Annotated in this window: 15 protein-coding genes; 13 read left to right on the forward strand and 2 right to left on the reverse strand. The window is 49.6% G+C overall.

The window, feature by feature from the left end:
* The first annotated feature begins 200 nt into the window (after nt 1-200).
* From M0R47_RS02440 to pmbA, 6 genes are all read left to right on the forward strand, one after another.
* Nucleotides 201-4418, forward strand: a complete 4218-nt coding sequence (locus tag M0R47_RS02440) for a YhdP family protein (RefSeq protein WP_292549806.1) — start codon at nt 201-203, stop codon at nt 4416-4418.
* A gap of 84 nt (nt 4419-4502) precedes the next feature.
* Nucleotides 4503-5306 carry a carbon-nitrogen hydrolase family protein gene (locus M0R47_RS02445; RefSeq protein ID WP_292549808.1) on the forward strand — a complete coding sequence of 268 codons (804 nt, stop codon included), beginning with the start codon at nt 4503-4505 and terminating at the stop codon, nt 5304-5306.
* A 7-nt stretch (nt 5307-5313) separates the two neighbouring features.
* Nucleotides 5314-5898 carry an outer membrane protein assembly factor BamC gene (gene bamC, locus M0R47_RS02450; RefSeq protein ID WP_292549811.1) on the forward strand — a complete coding sequence of 195 codons (585 nt, stop codon included), beginning with the start codon at nt 5314-5316 and terminating at the stop codon, nt 5896-5898.
* A gap of 60 nt (nt 5899-5958) precedes the next feature.
* Nucleotides 5959-7410, forward strand: a complete 1452-nt coding sequence (tldD, locus tag M0R47_RS02455; protein WP_292549814.1) for a metalloprotease TldD — start codon at nt 5959-5961, stop codon at nt 7408-7410.
* 5 nt (nt 7411-7415) lie between these two features.
* On the forward strand, nt 7416-7604 hold the full coding sequence (locus M0R47_RS02460) for a DUF2283 domain-containing protein (RefSeq protein WP_292549817.1): 189 nt from the start codon (nt 7416-7418) through the stop codon (nt 7602-7604).
* Nucleotides 7605-7642: 38 nt separating this feature from the next.
* Nucleotides 7643-8974 carry a metalloprotease PmbA gene (pmbA, locus tag M0R47_RS02465; protein ID WP_292549819.1) on the forward strand — a complete coding sequence of 444 codons (1332 nt, stop codon included), beginning with the start codon at nt 7643-7645 and terminating at the stop codon, nt 8972-8974.
* A gap of 91 nt (nt 8975-9065) precedes the next feature.
* Here pmbA and M0R47_RS02470 read toward each other — a convergent pair whose 3' ends face one another.
* Entirely contained in the window at nt 9066-10079 is a 1014-nt protein-coding gene (locus M0R47_RS02470) for a quinone-dependent dihydroorotate dehydrogenase (protein ID WP_292549821.1), read from the reverse strand.
* A gap of 47 nt (nt 10080-10126) precedes the next feature.
* On the reverse strand, nt 10127-11227 hold the full coding sequence (thiO, locus tag M0R47_RS02475) for a glycine oxidase ThiO (protein ID WP_292549823.1): 1101 nt from the start codon (nt 11225-11227) through the stop codon (nt 10127-10129).
* Nucleotides 11228-11745: 518 nt separating this feature from the next.
* Between thiO and M0R47_RS02480 the strand changes: the two genes are divergently transcribed.
* From M0R47_RS02480 to lptB, 7 genes are all read left to right on the forward strand, one after another.
* Complete coding sequence (locus M0R47_RS02480) at nt 11746-12636, forward strand: hypothetical protein (protein ID WP_292549825.1); 891 nt, start codon at nt 11746-11748, stop codon at nt 12634-12636.
* Nucleotides 12637-12792: 156 nt separating this feature from the next.
* Nucleotides 12793-13878, forward strand: a complete 1086-nt coding sequence (gene pip, locus M0R47_RS02485) for a prolyl aminopeptidase (RefSeq protein ID WP_292549827.1) — start codon at nt 12793-12795, stop codon at nt 13876-13878.
* Nucleotides 13879-14001: 123 nt separating this feature from the next.
* Nucleotides 14002-14979, forward strand: coding sequence for a KpsF/GutQ family sugar-phosphate isomerase (locus M0R47_RS02490; RefSeq protein WP_292549829.1), 978 nt, complete (start codon nt 14002-14004; stop codon nt 14977-14979).
* Nucleotides 14979-15524: a 3-deoxy-manno-octulosonate-8-phosphatase KdsC gene (kdsC, locus tag M0R47_RS02495; RefSeq protein ID WP_292550155.1), complete on the forward strand. Its 546-nt coding sequence runs from the start codon at nt 14979-14981 to the stop codon at nt 15522-15524. Before M0R47_RS02490 ends, kdsC begins: the two co-directional genes overlap by 1 nt.
* An 11-nt stretch (nt 15525-15535) precedes the next feature.
* On the forward strand, nt 15536-16105 hold the full coding sequence (lptC, locus tag M0R47_RS02500; protein ID WP_292549831.1) for an LPS export ABC transporter periplasmic protein LptC: 570 nt from the start codon (nt 15536-15538) through the stop codon (nt 16103-16105).
* Nucleotides 16092-16661 (forward strand): lipopolysaccharide transport periplasmic protein LptA, encoded by a 570-nt coding sequence (lptA, locus tag M0R47_RS02505; RefSeq protein ID WP_292549834.1) that lies wholly within the window; start codon nt 16092-16094, stop codon nt 16659-16661. The genes lptC and lptA overlap by 14 nt, the downstream gene beginning before the upstream one ends.
* An 85-nt stretch (nt 16662-16746) precedes the next feature.
* Nucleotides 16747-17472, forward strand: coding sequence for an LPS export ABC transporter ATP-binding protein (gene lptB, locus M0R47_RS02510; RefSeq protein ID WP_292549837.1), 726 nt, complete (start codon nt 16747-16749; stop codon nt 17470-17472).
* Nucleotides 17473-17476: the final 4 nt, after the last annotated feature.

Raw genomic sequence — 17476 nt, forward strand, 5'->3', positions numbered from 1 at the left:
CTAAAGGTGAAGGGCGAAAGGTGGATGCAGCAAGACTTTTCTTTACTGGAGCAAAATAAACCCTTTTTAGTGTTCTTCGTTTATGCGGTTTTGTTTTTATGGCGAAGATGAAATACCTTCACAATTCTTTAAGCTTTGAATTTTTAACCTTAGATCGTATGAACCTTTCGTCCTTGGCCCTTCGCCTTTAGTTTTCCCTAGTGATTCATCATATTACGCGTGCCACGCGGCATCTCATTTTCTGGTCTTTGATTTCGGTCGCTATCGGCTTGACTGGCGTGCGCCTGCTAGTGTCCGGGATTGAGCACTATAAGTCCGATCTGGCGGCCCATATCGGCGATCTTGTCGGTACGCCGGTGACAATAGGCCGCCTCGGCGCAAAAATGCGCGGCTTCAACCCTGAGCTGGTGTTAAAGGACATTTCGATTTCCCGGGACGCTCCTGCCGCTTCGGGCAGTACGCGGACAAATGCGCAGCCGGATTTGTCATCCCTTGCCTCGACCAACAATGAAAAACCCGCTATCCAGCTCACCGAAATACGCCTGGGCATTGATTTGCTGGATATATTGGTCAGCCGGGATTTATTGTCCTCGTCCTGGGTCACCTTGGTGGGCGCCAAACTGTCCATTAAACGCCAGCAGGACGGAAGCATTGCCATTGTCGGCTTAAAAGCCAGCGACGGTCAGCCGACGTGGTTGTTGCAGGGCGGAAAGTACGAAGTCTTGCAAAGCGAAATCATTTGGCAGGATGAAATGAACCATCGCAAGCCGCTGCTGTTCAATGGCGTCGATCTGGCGATCCGCAATGACGGCGAACGGCACCGCCTTAATGTGCTGATAAAGTTGCCGAAGAAAGTCGGCGATGCTTTAAGAATATCCATGGACTTCAAAGGCAATGTTTTCGAGCCTTCAACCATCGAAGGGCGGGTTTATATAAATGGCAATGCTGTTTTTTTGCCTGAATTAGCGGCATTCGGGCAAGTCTCAACCGGGGACCGGATACATATCAATGGCGGTACCGGCAATTTTCAAATCTGGGCCGATTGGCGGCAATCACAGTTGGCGTCGATGGATATTGATGCGCAAATTCAACAGATGGCGCTGGCTCGCCAGGATAAGCAGGAATTTTTTGTCAAACAGCTGAAAACCAGGTTGCACTGGGGAATGAATGATGTCCTTCAAGGTAACGCTAATCCCTGGCAACTCGATGTAAACGATTTTTCACTGGAAACCCAGGATGGCCATAAAGGCGTCGTTAAAAAATGGCCGTCCGCCGTGTTCAGTGTTGCCGGGCAGCGCAGGGACGACAACGCTTTGCATAAAATAGCGCTGTTTATAGAGCGGCTGGACTTGCAGGAAGCGTCCGGGTTGGCGCAATTTTTTGCGCCCTTGCCGGAGGAGCAGGCTAACACGCTCGCAAAAGCCCGGTTGAAAGGATTGTTGGAGAATTTCTCCCTGTTTGCCGACCTGGATGCGAAATCGGTGGAGCTGAACGGCAGGTTTGCCAAACTCGGTGTCGCATCGTTGTCGTCCGTTCCGGGCATAGAAAATTTGACCGGCCGGATCAAGGGCAGCGAAAAGCAGGGTTCCATTACCCTTGCGACCAAAGATGCCTGGCTAACAGGGCCTGATCTGTTCCGCGAAGCTTTGCCAGTTAAACGGCTTCAAGGCACGCTAAATTGGCAACAAGCTGTCGACGGACATGCCTGGTCCGTGTCCAGTCCATCGATTGAATTGGACTCCTTAAGCTTCCAGAGCAACACCCGCTTCCGCATCGATATCCCCGAAGCAGGCAAGCCGGTATTTATGGACTTGCAAAGTGCATTTAGCGGCGAAGACGCCAGCGAGGTTAGGCATTATTTGCCGGTGGGCATCATGGATGAAGAAGTCGTTGCCTGGCTGGATAATGCCTTCGTTAGCGGCAGGCTGAGCAACGGCGGCTTGTTGGTCTACGGCAATCTGAACGATTTCCCGTTTGCCGATGCGCCGGGCGTTTTTGAAGCGGTATTTAACGGCGAACAGTTTGAATTGGCGTACGATCAGGAATGGCCTCATATTACCGGCATGAATACCGAGGTCATGTTTTCGCAGGGCGGCCTCAAGGTTAATGTCCTGCAAGGGCAATCCGGTATCGCCAGGGATGCCGTGCCTGCCGCAGACCAGTCGGGAGTCGGCGCGGAGAGTGTGGTCATCAAACAAGCTGAAGTGACCATTCCCTCGCTGGAGAAAAGCGAGCAGTTGCTGATTAAGGGCGAGGTCGAAAGCGGTATTGCCCAGGTTCTGGCCTTTCTGCAACAGACCCCGCTGAGTTCGCCGGTGGATTCGTTACTGGAAGCCATTGCCCCGCAGGGAAATACGCAGGTAGCGCTGGATCTTAAAATTCCGTTAACCGACCATGCGCCAACCAAAGTCGATGGAACGGCGCAACTGAGAGATGCCAAGCTAACGGTAAAATCGCTGGAGCTGTCGGTTAGTAAAATTAACGGCGAGCTCAAGTTCAATGAACAGGGCGTTTATAGCGATACCATTCATGCGGCAGCCTTGGGTCATCCGATCCAGATCAACATCAAAAGTTCGGATAGCCAAACCACCGTCAATGTGGAAGGGCATGCGGGAATTAGCGATCTGCAAAAGCAGTTTGATATGCCTTGGTGGAAAATCGCTTCCGGGGCAACAGATTATCGGTTAGCGCTGGATTTGCCGTATGGGGGTGAGCCGCCGGAGCTTGTTGTGGAGTCGATGCTGTCCGGCATAGCCCTGGATTTGCCGGAATCATTGGCCAAGACACGGGAGCAAAAAATACCCTTGTCTTTGACGTTCAACCTGGGCGAGCAACAGTTAATGCCGGTGCTGCTAAATTACGACAACAAGCTGAAAGCGGCGATTCAGTTGGATACCAAGCAAAAGACCATCTATTCGGGGCATGTGCTGGTCGGTGCCGGTGAGGTCGCCCAGACTCAGGATGCGGGATTAAAGCTGGAGCTCAACCGAAGTCAGCTGATGTTGCAAGACTGGCTGGGTTTGGCCCTTACCCAAGCCGACAGCGCCAGCTCTTTGCCGCCTGCGGCACTGCCGCCGCCTCAGACGGCTGGTCGCGGCGGTTCCCTACCAACTGCGACACTTGCACCATCCTTGGCAGTCGGTCGCATCGGTTCCCTACCGATTGCGACACTTCCGCCATCCTTGGCAGTCGGTCGCACCGGTTCCCTACCGATTGCGACACTTCCACCATCCTTGGCAGTCGTTAAGGAGTTGAAGATTCATGGCGATCATGCGGTATGGAATAAGACCGATATGGGCGTTTTGGACCTGGCCTTGAAGCGCAATGGCAACTTTTGGACGGGGACTGTAACCGGTCCGGCCGCGAAGGGAAACGTCAAAGTTCCTGTCAATTTTGGGAATACCGACAGAATCAGTCTGGATATGGAGGTGCTGGATATTTCGGCATTAAAGCAAATCGAGCCTAAAGACTCTTTCCGGGCTGTTTCTACCCGGCCTCTTGCGGACGCGGACGCTCCGGATGCAAATCCGCTACGGACGCTATCCCCGGAGCGCGTGCCTTTATTGACGGTTACCAGTCGAAAAACGCTATGGCAGTCGATTGACCTGGGGCAGCTGTCATTGGAAACCAAGCGTATACCGGGCGGCATGGGGTTTGACGACGTGAAGCTGGCCGGAGAAAGTCAAAGGCTTATCTTTTCAGGTAACTGGCAAATAAACGGCGGACAGTCAGTAACACACACCCGAGGCTATCTGGAAGTGCCCCATGCCGGAAAACTGCTGGAACAGCTGGATATTACCAAAGACTTGACCGAAACCAGCGCGACTGTCGATTTTTCCGTCAATTGGAACGCGGCGCCTTATCAATTCTCGTTGGCGGATTTGAAGGGGCAGCTGGACATTAATTTCAAAAGCGGGCGGATTTTAAGCATAGAGCCCGGATTCGGCAGGCTGTTGGGAATGCTGGCAATGGCTCAATGGATAAAACGGGCGCAGCTGGATTTTAGCGATGTTTATGAGGAAGGCTTGACCTTTAACAGCATTAAAGGGCATTTCGATTTGGCAGGCGGAATTGCCTCAACTCATGATTTAGTGGTCGACGCGGTTCCTGCAAAAATCGCCATCAGCGGCGATACCGATCTTGTTAATCAAACTGTGGATCATATTATTGATGTCACGCCCAAAAGTGCCGATGCCGTGCCTATTGCTGGTACAATTATGGGCAAAGTAGCGGCCCTGGTAGGGCGATCTTTGACCGGCAAAGATCAGGAAGGATTTTTCTTTGGTTCCCAATATCTGGTAAAAGGAGCTTGGGGAAAAGCGGAGATCATTCCGATGCATAAAAATGACGGGTTGTTACAAAAAACCTGGAATGGCATTACCGATTTTCCGTGGTTAAAGCCGCAAGAAGATAATTAAGGTAGAGCTACAGTGATCAGTAAAACAATATAGCCGGCATCAGTTTGCATTTGCTGAGTCGTCATAAATTAAAGAGAGATACATATGAGTAGATGTGCGGCCATACAAATGGCATCAAGTCCCAATATCAGTGCTAATTTGCTGGAAGCCGACAAGCTTATCGGGGAAGCGGTCAAAGCGGGGGCAAAGCTGGTGGCTTTGCCGGAAAACTTTGCCTTGATGGGCGACCATGAACTGGACAAAATCAAAGCCAAGGAAGTTGATGGCTCAGGGCCTATCCAGAACTTTTTGGCGGCGACTGCCAAAAAATATGGAATATGGGTGATTGGCGGGACTATTCCGATAGTGGGTGACGACAGTAATAAAGTAAGGGCGGCTTGTCTGGTTTATAACGATCAAGGTGAACGGGTTGCACGCTACGATAAAGTGCATTTGTTTGATGTTAACGTTCCAGGCAGCAATGACGTTTACCGCGAATCCGATTCGATCGAACCCGGTACTGACATGCTGGTGATTGACACGCCGTTTGGCCGGATGGGCATCGCTGTTTGTTACGATTTGCGCTTCCCCGAGTTTTTCCGCAAGATGGGTATGGAGATACTGGTCATCCCATCGGCATTTACAGCAGAAACCGGAGCCGCTCACTGGGAATTACTGTTAAGGGCGCGTGCCGTGGAAAACCTGTGCTATGTGATCGCGCCGAATCAGGGCGGCTTTCATCTTAACGGCCGTAAAACTTTCGGGCACAGTATGGTGATCGACCCGTGGGGCGTGGTGCTGGATTGCTACAAAACAGGCGGCGGCTTTGTCTCCGCCGAAATAGATATCGAACGACTGGAAAAAGTCCGGGGCGCATTTCCGGCATTGGATCATCGTCGTTTTTTTTGAGATTAATATGTTCTTAATAATTAGAAGTATATTCTTGATCGGTTTTTTGGTTTCTTGCGAGACCACACCGGAAAGCCGCTACCATGACACCGAAGCCCTGGAACGTCCGCCAACTGTGGTGAGCAGCAGCCCGACCCGGGAGCAGCGCGTTGTTGATACCAGTTCGATTCCGAAGAAAAAAGACAGGACAGGTCTGGGTTCGGATGTTTACCAGAGTACGTCAACGCAGCTGACGATCAAGCAACCTTTTGATGAAACATGGAATACCTTGGGCCGGGCATTGAAGCAAAGCGGCATCAAAATAACCGATCATGAGCGCGATAAAGGGCTTTATTATGTTACCCAGGATGATTCAAGCGACAGCAACGGTTTTTTTGCAAAAGCGACGGCCTTTTTAAGCAGTGATTCCACTATCTATCTTCTAACCGTGAAATCTGAAGGCGAGGAAACGACGGTGACCGCGACCGTAGCCAATGAGGCGGAACAAAGCAGTGCGGCGGCTAAAGACGGTGCGCCGGAATCCAGGGCGGGAAGCGCGGAAGACCTGATGCAGTTATTGTTTAACACCTTGCGTGATAAACTGGAAGAATAACGAAGCAGGGATAGTGCGGCGCCTCTACCCTTTTATTTGAACTTTTATTACGAATTTTTGATGGAAATACTAAACCTTGCAAGACAAGCTATCCTGATGCCTGCCGGTATTCAGGATGGTGATATTGAAAAGATTATGAACCGGTTGCTGAGCTCACCGGTTGATGCGGCGGATATTTACTTTCAATCTAGCCATTTCGAATCTTGGGTCATGGAAGGCGGCATCATTAAAGAAGGCAGTCATAATATCGAACAGGGCGCCGGGGTGCGCGCGGTATTTGGCGAAAAAACAGGCTTTGCCTACAGTGACCGGATTGAACTGCCGGTGCTGCTGGAAGCGGCCAATAATGTTAAAGCTATCGTTCGGCAAGGACAGGAAGCCGACCCCTCGCGCTGCAAAGTATCTATAAAGGCAGCCGATTGGCCGAAGCATTACGCGATGCAAAACCCGTTAAAATCGCTGGAAGATCAGCAAAAAATCGATTTATTGCGCAGGGTCGACAGCGAAACGCGCAAACTGGACAGCCGGATTGAGGAAGTTATCGTCAGCCTGGTCGGCGTCCATGAGCATATTCTGGTGGCCCGGCAAGACGGCTCCCTGGTAGCCGACGTGCGACCGTTGGTGCGGATGAATGTAACAGTCATAGTCGAGCAAAACGGTCAGCGCGAACAAGGCAGCATGGGCGGCGGCGGACGTAGCGATTACAGCTATTTCATCGACCAGGATACCGCGCTGGCCTATGGCCGTGAGGCAGTAAGGCAGGCATTGGTTAACCTGGAAGCCGTCGAAGCGCCGGCCGGTAACATGACGGTCGTGTTGGGCTCAGGCTGGCCGGGTATTTTGCTGCATGAGGCTATCGGTCACGGCCTGGAAGGCGACTTTAACCGCAAAGGCACCTCGGCATTCAGCGGCCGCGTCGGCGAACGGGTCGCATCCGACTTATGTACGGTGGTCGATGACGGCACTCTGCCTGGACGGCGCGGCTCGTTGACGATCGATGACGAAGGTACGCCGACAGAAAAGACCGTATTGATCGAAAACGGCATCCTCAAAGGCTACATGCAGGATCAGCTCAATGCCCGGTTAATGGGTGTCAATCCTACCGGTAACGGGCGGCGCGAATCCTACGCGCATCTCCCGATGCCGCGTATGACCAACACCTACATGCTGCCGGGCCAGCATGATCCGGAAGAAATTATAAGATCGGTAAAAAACGGCTTGTTTGCCAAAAACTTCGGTGGCGGTCAGGTCGATATTACTTCCGGAAAATTCGTATTTTCCGCTAGCGAAGCCTACCTGATCGAAAACGGCAAAATAACCCGTGCCGTAAAAGGTGCGACACTGATTGGCAATGGGCCGGATGTTCTGACCAAAGTGTCTATGGTCGGTACCGACCTGGAGCTGGATAGCGGTGTCGGCAGTTGCGGCAAGGATGGGCAAAGCGTGCCGGTCGGTGTCGGGCAGCCGACGTTAAAGATTGACGGCTTGACGGTTGGCGGAACGAGTGTTTAAACGATATGAACATTAAATATTTTGAAGATACCGATACCGCATTGCTGGAGTTTTCAGGCTATCCGGTTTTTGAGATTAAAGAAATTAATGAAAACATTTATCTGGACTTGGATAAAGGCGGAAATTTGATTGGCATGACCCTTGAGCAGGCAAGGCGCAAGCAAATATTAGTGAAGTTTCATTCCAGCAGATAAATCGGCAAATAGCCTAAAAAACAGATTAAGAGATCACAGTGCAAAATCACGAACAAATCAACCGATTAAAAAACACCGTTCAGAACATCCTGGACGAGGCTGTCAAACAAGGCGCCAGTGCCGCAGAAGCAGGCTTGAGCCAGGAAAACGGCTTATCGGTATCGGTGCGGTTGGGCGATGTCGAAACCATAGAGCATCACCGCGACCAGGGGCTGGGCGTCACCGTCTATTTCGGACAGCGAAAGGGCTCGGCCAGCACCACGGATTTGTCGGTCGCATCAATCAAGGAAACAGTCAGCGCGGCTTGCAGTATTGCCCGTTACACCAGCGAAGACGAATATGCCGGGCTACCGGACAAAGAACAGTTGGCTACCGAGTTTCCCGACCTGGATTTGAATCACCCGTGGGACATCGGCGTCGAAGCAGCCATTACGCTGGCGATTGAGTGCGAAGATGCGGCGCGGTTTTATCATGAAGAAATCAGCAATTCCGAAGGCGCTTCGGTGAATACGCATCAAGGTATCAGGGTGATGGGGAATACTTTGGGTTTCCTTCAAGGCTATGCCTCAACCCGGCATTCCTTGAGCTGTTCGGTACTGGCGCAACGCGGCGACAGCATGCAGCGCGATTACTGGTATACCGTCGCAAGGAATGCACGCGACTTGGAATCCGCTGCCCGCGTCGGCCAAAAAGCGGCCGAGCGAACACTTCGCCGTTTAGGCGCGCGCAGCTTAAGCACGCGGCAGTGTCCGGTCATGTATTGCGCGGAAACGGCTTCGGGCTTGCTTAGTTCGTTTGTCGGCGCAATCAGCGGCGGCAACCTGTACCGCAAGTCGTCATTTTTACTGAATGCCTTGAATACCCAAGTCTTCCCTGAATTTGTCCGCATTCATGAACAGCCGTATTTAAAAGGCGCTCTGGGCAGCGGCGCGTATGACGGCGAAGGCGTCGCTACCCAAACGCGCGATATCGTCAATGAGGGCGTTCTGCGCGGCTATGTATTAAGCACGTATTCCGCCCGTAAACTGGGCCTTCGCAGCACAGGCAATGCCGGTGGCGTGCATAATTTAACGATCGATCCGGGCAAGCTGGATTATCAGGGTATGTTAAAAGAGCTGAATACCGGCTTGCTGGTCACCGAATTGATGGGGCAGGGAGTCAATATGGTGACCGGCGACTACTCGCGCGGTGCGGCGGGTTTCTGGGTCGAAAACGGCGAAATCCAATATCCGGTTGAGGAAATCACTATTGCCGGCAACCTGAAAGACATGCTGAAAAACATTGTTGCCGTAGGTAATGATGTCGATTATCGCGGTAATATCCGTACTGGTTCGATACTGGTCGATCGGATGTCGATTGCCGGGGAATAAGCCAAGCTTTTTGTAACATTCAGAGCAAGCTTTGAACTCCTGGCTGGAGTCCAGAGCTTGCTCTGGCGCAAATGTTCACTAATTTTCTGTTTTACAGGGACTTAACAATATCGGCTATCAACTGCGGTCCGCGGTAAATAAGCCCGCTGTATACCTGCACCAGGCTTGCTCCGGCTGCTAATTTTTCCTTTGCGTCTTCGGCCGATAAAATCCCGCCTGCCGCAATAACCGGAATCTTGCCGTTCAATTCCGCCGCCAATCCCCGCACGACCAGCGTGGACTTTTCCTTAACCGGCGCGCCGCTTAATCCGCCAGCTTCATCGGCAAGCGGATGGTTTGCAATCATGTCTCTGGCAATGGTGGTGTTGGTCGCAATCACGCCGTCAATCTCAAATTCCAGCAGCAGCCTGGCAATATGGGTTATTTCATCGTCGGTCAGGTCGGGGGCGATTTTCAGCACCAAAGGCACGTATTTTCCGTATTCTTTCAACAGTTTCAGTTGCTCCTCTTTTAAAACGGAAATCAGGGCCTTGATTTCATCTCCTTGCTGTAGTTGACGCAGATTCTTGGTATTCGGCGACGAAATGTTGATAGTGATATAGCTGGCCAAGGTGTAAGCCTTGCGCAAGCCGATCAAATAATCGTCGGCCGCGTTTTCAAGCGGCGTGTCGAAATTCTTGCCGATGTTAATGCCCAGGATGCCGGGGTAACGGCTTTGCTTTACCTCTGCCAGCAGGTGGTCTATGCCCAGATTGTTAAAGCCCATGCGATTGATGATCGCCTGATGCTCAGGCACCCTGAACAAACGCGGTTTCGGATTGCCCGGTTGCGGCCGCGGCGTTACCGTGCCTATTTCCACAAAGCCGAAACCCAGTGCGGCCAGCGCATTAATATAGTCGCCGTTTTTATCCAGGCCGGCGGCAAGGCCAACCGGATTTTTAAAGTCCAGTCCCATGACATTGACGGGTTTTTGGCTAATTTCCGGGTAGACCAGTTTTGACAAGCCTGAAACATAGGCCGCATTCATCAGCTTAAGCGTCACTTCGTGGGCGGTCTCCGGGTCCAGAGAAAATAATAACGGGCGTAGTAAGGGATAAAGGTTCATGGGCATGGCTGTGTAGTAGGGGTGACCGGTCGGCCGCCCGTTAAAAATCAATGTTCGCTGGTTAATTGGTAAGGCTCCGGAGCTACCTGCGGCGTGCGCTCCAGAACAAGGTCGGTCAGCAGTTGCGCTGAGGCCGGCCCCATCGCCAGGCCGTTCCTAAAATGACCTGCATTGATAAATAAATTGCCGACCTCGGGGTGCCTGTCGATGTAAGGTATGCCGTGTTCTGTGCCCGGCCTTAGCCCAGCCCAGTGGTTAATGACTGGAAAGCTTTTAAGCGATGGCAGCAAGTTTACGGCAAATGCATGCAAACGATCTCTGGCTTCTTCTGTAGTGGCCTTATCGAAGTCATCTTGTTCTACCGTGCTGCCTGCCAGTATTTTGCCGTCACGTCGCGGAATCAGGTATTGGTCATCATCCAGCACCATGTGGCTCAGTGTATCCGGTTGGGCATCGAACAACAGCATTTGCCCTTTAACGGGCTTTATTTTCGGGACATCTGCGATGGCGGCGGGAAAGAACTGCTGAAATAAACGACCGGTCCAGGCGCCCGCAGCAATAACCAACTGATTGACGGCGAACTGGCCGGACGTGGTATTGATTGCCGTAATACGGTTTTTATCGAACTTAATAGACGTTAACTCGCAATGCTCGATTAGCGTAACACCCTTGTTAATCAGGTCTTGTTTTAATGATTTAATCAGTCTTGGATTTCGCACTTGGGCAATCCCGGGCAACCAAAGCGGCTGGTCTGGGATTGTGTTAAGCATGTCAAAAAAGTCTGCGCCGGCAGCCCGGTATAAAATATCGTTAGCGTCACACCAGTTAACAGCCGCAGCAATGTCAGGATTTTTAACGATCAGTAAGCCGCAGGGATTCCACTCCGGGTCTATCTGCGTTTCGGTGCTCAGTTGCGAAGCCAAGGATGGATACAGTTTCAGGCTTTGTAACACCAGACGAGTAATTGCGTCCGGTTGTCGCCAAGGATAAAGCGGCAGCAAAATGCCGCCGCCCGCCCAGGATGACTCCAGGCCCAGGCCATTTTTTTCAATAAGCGTAACGGTAGCGCCAGCCTTAATAAATTCACGGGCAGTCAGCAAGCCGATAACGCCGCCGCCAACGATAGTAATATCCGGGATTTTGGTCATGTGTATGGTTAAAAGATTAATGCAAAATAAATATTCATGTAGATGGGGTAATGTTAATTATAACTGGCCGCAGCCGTGACCGACTTTTTCTTAGCAAGCTAATTGACCGGTCAAGCTCATGTAAATTATTAAACCCAACACATAGGTTATGACCTGTGCATGAGTGGCAGTTAAGAATGGGTAGTGTTAATTCAGTAAAGCGCGACTACTTAAATTGGCAAGGATTTTGCCATATTGCTCAGCATTAAATTCATTTTATTTGCTGCAAAGAATTGTTAAAAGTCTTTATCCGAGCTTTGGATGTCTAGGTTGGAGAATATGTTGTTTTTTATGTACAACATAATGATGCAAGTTAAGAATATTATTTTACTCATTGAAAAATAAGGATAAATTAATATTAAAAAAATGTCTTAAAAACTTGTAGGTATTTAATTTAGCTGCTACTATTGTTCCTGGAAGATTGGCTTTGTTGCATTAAAGCAAATTTCTGTAAAATAACAACCTCATGAGGGGGATTAATGAATAATAAAACTAAACTAGCGCTGGGCATTGCAGCCGCAACATTAACAATGGCCGGCGTATTGGTATCTCCACAAGCTGCCGCTGGTTCAAAATCGCAGCATCACGCTGAAGTGGCTGGTGTGAGCAGCAAAGTTGATGCATTAGAAGCTCAGCTGCAAGCCATGCAATCTGAAATCAGCCGTTTAAGAGCTGAAGCAAACCGTCCGCGCACTAGCGGCGCAGAGTCTGCAAAAGTGCAAGAGCTGGATCAGTGGATGAATTCGGTTAAAAGTAAGCCTGTAAAAGAATATGCGAAAGACCATCAGGTTGCTGTTCGTGGCGGCTGGATGCATTTAAACGATAACCGCGGCTCGACTACAGGTGTTGCAGGTTCTGGTCTTGGCACTGATCTTTTGACCAGTGAAACTGATAAGGATGCATTCTATTACGGTGGCGCTTTCGACTTCAATATTAACAATGATCTGTTCGGCTTGATGGATCATACCTCTTTCGGTATTGAATTGGGTGTTGAGTATGCAGAAATACAAGACAAAAGAGTAAACGGTTTAGGAACCGCTCTTACTGCTCTTCATGGAACTCCATCATTGCAAAGTGTGACTGTTAACCAATTAAAACTGAGCGCATCACCAAAAATCAGATTTATGCATGGCAGCAAATTAAGGCCGTGGTTGATTCCAGTTGGTTTAGACATCAACATCATCAGCCCTCCATCTGATGCGATTACCGTTATGAACACTGGCATGCAGTTCGGTACTGGTGTGGATTATGAATTGTTTAGAGGCATCGTAATCGGTGCTGACGGCCGTTACCATCACTCGTTTGATGACATCGACGGCGTTGATACTGACGGCTTCACATTGGGCGGTTCGGTCGGTTTCAAGTTCTAAGCTTAAACACTTAGCGAAACCCGAAAAGGGAGGGAAAATGCCCTCCCTTTTTTTATGTCCGAAAGAATTAAAAGAGGTGCATAGCAGATGCTCAAGGTAAAATAGCGTTTTTTCCGGGTCTTGCCGGAAAATAAATCAAATTTGATGCTATAAGCCATGAAAACCCTTTATCCTGAAATTCAGCCCTATCAAACGTTTTTCCTCGAAACCGGCAGCCAACACGCGGTGTATGTGGAGCAAAGCGGCAATTCTGACGGCATTCCGGTCATTTTTCTGCACGGCGGGCCATGTTCAGGCACCAAACCCGATCATCGGCGTTTTTTTAATCCCGAGCTTTATCGCATTATTCTGTTCGATCAGCGCGGCTGTGGTCAGTCATTGCCATTTGGCGAGCTGGAAAACAATACCACTCAGGACTTAATCGACGATATGGAACGTATCCGTAACCACTTGGCTATTGAGCAATGGCTGGTGTTTGGCGGGTCGTGGGGCGGGGCGTTGGCTTTGCTGTATGCCTGTCAGCATAAAGAGAAGGTAATGGGTTTGATTCTTCGCGCGGTATTTTTGGCGCGGCAGCAGGATTTGGATTGGTTTGCCAAAGAGGGCGCAAACAGGATTTATCCTGAGCAATGGCAAAGGCTGATTGAAAGCGTTCCGGGGCAGAGTCGGGGCAATCTGGTGCAAGGGCTATGCGATGTGTTATGGGGTGAAGACGAGGTGGCGCAAAGGCGCGCTGCCAAGGAATGGATAGCCTGGGGTTCGCAAGTGTGTTTAGGCAACGATTATCAGCCGAGCTCAAAAGGCGAGCATGCCACGGAGAAGACGGTTAAACAGGCGCGCATGGAATTGCATTATGCCAAGCATCATTATTTTATTAACGACTGCACGAACGTAGGAGGTACGACTCCACGGATGGAGGAGGTAGAGCAATGTAGGGAGCAATTGCCGAGAGCACCAACAGTAGACGCTTTAGGCGACGCAGGAGCTGTTGCCGAGGAAAACCGGATCCTGGACAGCTGTGGCGCTCTGGATAAAATCCCGACAGTTATCATTCATGGACGCCATGATTTTGTTTGTCCGATGGAGGCAGGCTACAGCCTGCATAAAGCGCTGCCGAACGCTGAATACATCGTACTGCCAAAGGCTGGACATATTGCTCAGGGCGAGGAAATGATCAATGCGTTAGTAGCTGCAACCGACAAGTTTGCAAGGCACGATGACAATAACCAAAATCAGCTTTAATTCATATTCAACTGTCCCATAAAGCCGTAAATGCTTTATCATTATGCAGTTTGTAAGCCTTCCAGGGTAAACTCGTTTGAAACGCTGAACTTGAGCGGATCGAACATATTTTTATACAGATAAATGAAATTAGATGATGAAAAGCTCCGGGAATTGGGCTTAGCTGTTATTCAGGTGGAAACACAGGCAATTGCCGCATTGGCCGACCAAATTAATGATGATTTTGCGATTGCCTGCAAGTTGATGTTCAATTGTAAAGGTCGTGTTGTGGTTACCGGCATGGGCAAATCAGGGCATATTGCCGGTAAAATTGCCGCGACCTTGGCCAGTACCGGAACACCTGCTTTTTTTGTGCATTCCGGCGAAGCCAGTCATGGCGATTTGGGTATGATTACCCGGCAAGACGTCGTGCTGGCGCTGTCAAATTCCGGTGAAACCGAGGAGGTTTTAACGATCTTGCCGATCATTAAACGGCTGGGTGTACCGTTAATAGCCATGACCGGAAACCCGCTGTCAACGCTGGCCAAGTTTGCCACCATTCATATCAACGTGGCTGTTGAGCAAGAGGCTTGTCCACTGGGACTCGCGCCTACTTCCAGCACCACGGCGGCATTGGTGATGGGGGATGCGCTGGCGGTTTCCTTGCTCGAAGCGCGCGGTTTTACCCGTGATGATTTTGCCTTGTCTCATCCCGGCGGCAGTTTGGGCAAACGACTATTATTGATGGTCGGCGATATTATGCATGCCGATGAAAAAGTGCCATCGGTATTGGAGTCTGCGCTTATCAGTCACGCCTTGCTGGAAATGACCGAAAAAAAATTGGGCATGACGGCGATTGTCGATGCGGATAATCGCGTCACCGGTATTTTTACCGATGGTGATTTGCGACGGATGCTGAGCAGAAATCTTGACGTGCACAAGACTTCTATTGCTGAAGTCATGACCCCGAATTGTTCGGTTATTTCTGCGGATATCTTAGCGGCTGAAGCCATGCAAATTATGGAGCGAAAAAAAATTAACGCGTTAATTGTTGTTGATGATCAGCAAAGAGCGATAGGGGCGTTGAATATGCATGACCTGGTCCGGGCGGGAATCGTATGATGACGGATATACAAAATAAGCTGGCTATTCTGGAAAAGGCCAAGAAGCTCAAATTGCTGATTCTCGACGTGGATGGAGTATTGACGGATGGCCGGTTGTTTTTCGATAGTGAAGGCAACGAATACAAGTCATTCCACTCGCGGGACGGTCACGGTATCAAGCTGTTGCGGCAGACGGGGGTCGAGGTCGCTGTTATTTCCGGGCGTAAGTCAACTTCGGTTGCACTGCGCATGAAAAGCCTGGGTATTGAACATGTATATCAGGGCCATGAAAATAAAGTCGCCGCGTTTAATGAAGTTATTAAAAAAGTAGGCATAACACCCGAGCAGGCGGCATACGCCGGCGATGATCTGTTGGATTTGCCTATCATGATGAGAGTGGGACTGGCAATTGCGGTGAATGATGCCAACTTTGCTGTCAAGCAGCGCGCCGATTGGTGCACGACATTGCCCGGGGGGCTGGGTGCTGTCAGGGAAGTCTGTGATTTGATTATGCAGGCGCAAGGGAGTTTTGATGAAGTCTTGAATGCTTACCTGGCCTGCTAGAGTGAAGTGAAATGACCAGGCTAAATGGGAACTACAGTTATGTGTACCTGATTATTATCGCGGTAATGAGCTGGTGGCTGATTAAATTGACCGGCTCGGATGAGATGGGTCGTGTAGCGGTTCCTGCCCACAGTCCTGATTATTTCAGCAAAGGTTATACGAAATGGGAAATGAGTGAGTTTGGCAAACCGAAAAGTAAATTGATTGCCGATGAAATGATTCATTACAGTGATGACAGCACCACGCATATGGTAAATCCATTAATGTTTTTTTATAACGACAGAACACCGCCCTGGGTAATTAAGTCAGAAACCGGTATTTTGTCGGCTGATGGCAAGGATTTGTTGTTAAACGGCAAGGTTTATGTCGACAGGGCGTCTGCTGAGGGTGTCAGGGAGCTTAAAATTCATACCTTCAATTTAAAAGTAAAGCCGGAAACCAGTTATGCGGAAACGGATGAGTGGGCGGAATTAATCAGCTTGCCAAATTGGACGACAGGAGTTGGCATGAAGCTGACTTTTGTGGACCCGATTCATCTGGAATTGCTCTCTAATGTAAAGGGTAACTATGAAACAAAATAAAAGTCTTCGCAGCCTTATGTTACGCGGAAGCAGCTGCTGTTTATTGTTATTAGCGCTTTATAGTGCCGGTGTTTGCGCGTTGGAAAGCGATGCCGACCAGCCGATAATCATCGATTCCAATACGGCGACGTATGATGATGTCAAAGCCACCAGTATCTATACAGGTAATGTGATCTCAATTCAGGGCAGTATTCGAGTGAACTCGGATAAGCTGGTGGTTTATTTTATAAACGGTGAAGCTGATAAACTGGTTTTTACCGGCACCCCTGCAAAATTCAAGCAAACACCTAATGAAGGAGCCCAGGATATAACCGGCGAGGCGTTAACAGGTGAATATTATCCTAAAAAGAATTTGTTGATTTTGATTGATAAGGCCACTGTCTGGCGAGAAAGCGGGGCTTACTCCAGCGATTTTATTGAATACGATCTGAGAACTTCGCTGGTTAAAGCGGGGGAAAAAGAATCGGCTAGCAAACGCGTCCATGTCATATTGCAGCCAAAATCTAAAGAACAGCCAGCGGCAGGGCAACCGGCTTCGAAGGAAAATGGCAAATGATGGGACGCAGTGCTAAGGGTATGAAGTGCAGGGTACAAGGTACCGGTCAATATTCTTTTTATTTTTCATCGTCTACTCTTTAAATATGACCAGACTAGCGGCAAAACAGCTGATTAAGAATTACAATAAACGTAATGTGGTTAACGGTGTTTCATTGCACGTTGATACCGGCGAAGTTGTTGGTTTGCTCGGTCCTAACGGTGCGGGAAAAACCACCAGTTTTTACATGATGGTTGGCCTGATTAAAGCCGATGAAGGTGAAATTACACTGGATTCACAAGTTATCACGCATCATCCCATGCATTTGAGGGCGCAATTAGGAATAGGCTATTTGCCTCAGGAGCCCTCGGTTTTTCGAAAACTGAGTGTGGCTGATAATTTGCGTGCGGTTTTGCAAATCCGCTCTGATTTAACTCAAGGGCAGGCTGAGTTAGTTATTGACGAGTTGTTAGAGGAATTTCATATTACCCATTTACGCGACCAAATTGCCTTGGGCTTGTCGGGCGGTGAACGACGGCGTGCTGAAATTGCCAGGGCATTGGCGACTAACCCCCAGTTTATATTGCTGGACGAGCCTTTTGCCGGGGTTGATCCGATATCCGTAGATGATATAAAAAAGATTATTGAGCATTTGAAATATCGCGGTATCGGCGTATTAATTACCGAACATAATGTCAGGGAAACACTAGGCATTTGTGATCGTGCGTATATACTTAACGATGGTAGAGTGATTGCCGAAGGTGGTGCGCAAGCTATCGTTGCCAATAAGGAAGTGCGTAAAGTTTATTTAGGCGATAACTTTAGTCTCTAATGAT

Origin of the sequence: Methylobacter sp. (assembly GCF_023227905.1) — a bacterium.
Lineage (GTDB): Bacteria > Pseudomonadota > Gammaproteobacteria > Methylococcales > Methylomonadaceae > Methylobacter_A.

Bases quoted from the DNA above. Each gene is read 5' to 3' on its own strand.
- lptA (WP_292549834.1), top strand. From the start codon at position 16,092: ATGAAACAAAATAAAAGTCTTCGCAGCCTTATGTTACGCGGAAGCAGC.
- M0R47_RS02460 (WP_292549817.1), top strand. From the start codon at position 7,416: ATGAACATTAAATATTTTGAAGATACCGATACCGCATTGCTGGAGTTT.
- pip (WP_292549827.1), top strand. From the start codon at position 12,793: ATGAAAACCCTTTATCCTGAAATTCAGCCCTATCAAACGTTTTTCCTC.
- M0R47_RS02470 (WP_292549821.1), bottom strand. From the start codon at position 10,079: ATGAACCTTTATCCCTTACTACGCCCGTTATTATTTTCTCTGGACCCG.
- M0R47_RS02445 (WP_292549808.1), top strand. From the start codon at position 4,503: ATGAGTAGATGTGCGGCCATACAAATGGCATCAAGTCCCAATATCAGT.
- kdsC (WP_292550155.1), top strand. From the start codon at position 14,979: ATGACGGATATACAAAATAAGCTGGCTATTCTGGAAAAGGCCAAGAAG.
- thiO (WP_292549823.1), bottom strand. From the start codon at position 11,227: ATGACCAAAATCCCGGATATTACTATCGTTGGCGGCGGCGTTATCGGC.
- lptC (WP_292549831.1), top strand. From the start codon at position 15,536: ATGACCAGGCTAAATGGGAACTACAGTTATGTGTACCTGATTATTATC.
- M0R47_RS02490 (WP_292549829.1), top strand. From the start codon at position 14,002: ATGAAATTAGATGATGAAAAGCTCCGGGAATTGGGCTTAGCTGTTATT.
- M0R47_RS02480 (WP_292549825.1), top strand. From the start codon at position 11,746: ATGAATAATAAAACTAAACTAGCGCTGGGCATTGCAGCCGCAACATTA.
- bamC (WP_292549811.1), top strand. From the start codon at position 5,314: ATGTTCTTAATAATTAGAAGTATATTCTTGATCGGTTTTTTGGTTTCT.
- lptB (WP_292549837.1), top strand. From the start codon at position 16,747: ATGACCAGACTAGCGGCAAAACAGCTGATTAAGAATTACAATAAACGT.
- tldD (WP_292549814.1), top strand. From the start codon at position 5,959: ATGGAAATACTAAACCTTGCAAGACAAGCTATCCTGATGCCTGCCGGT.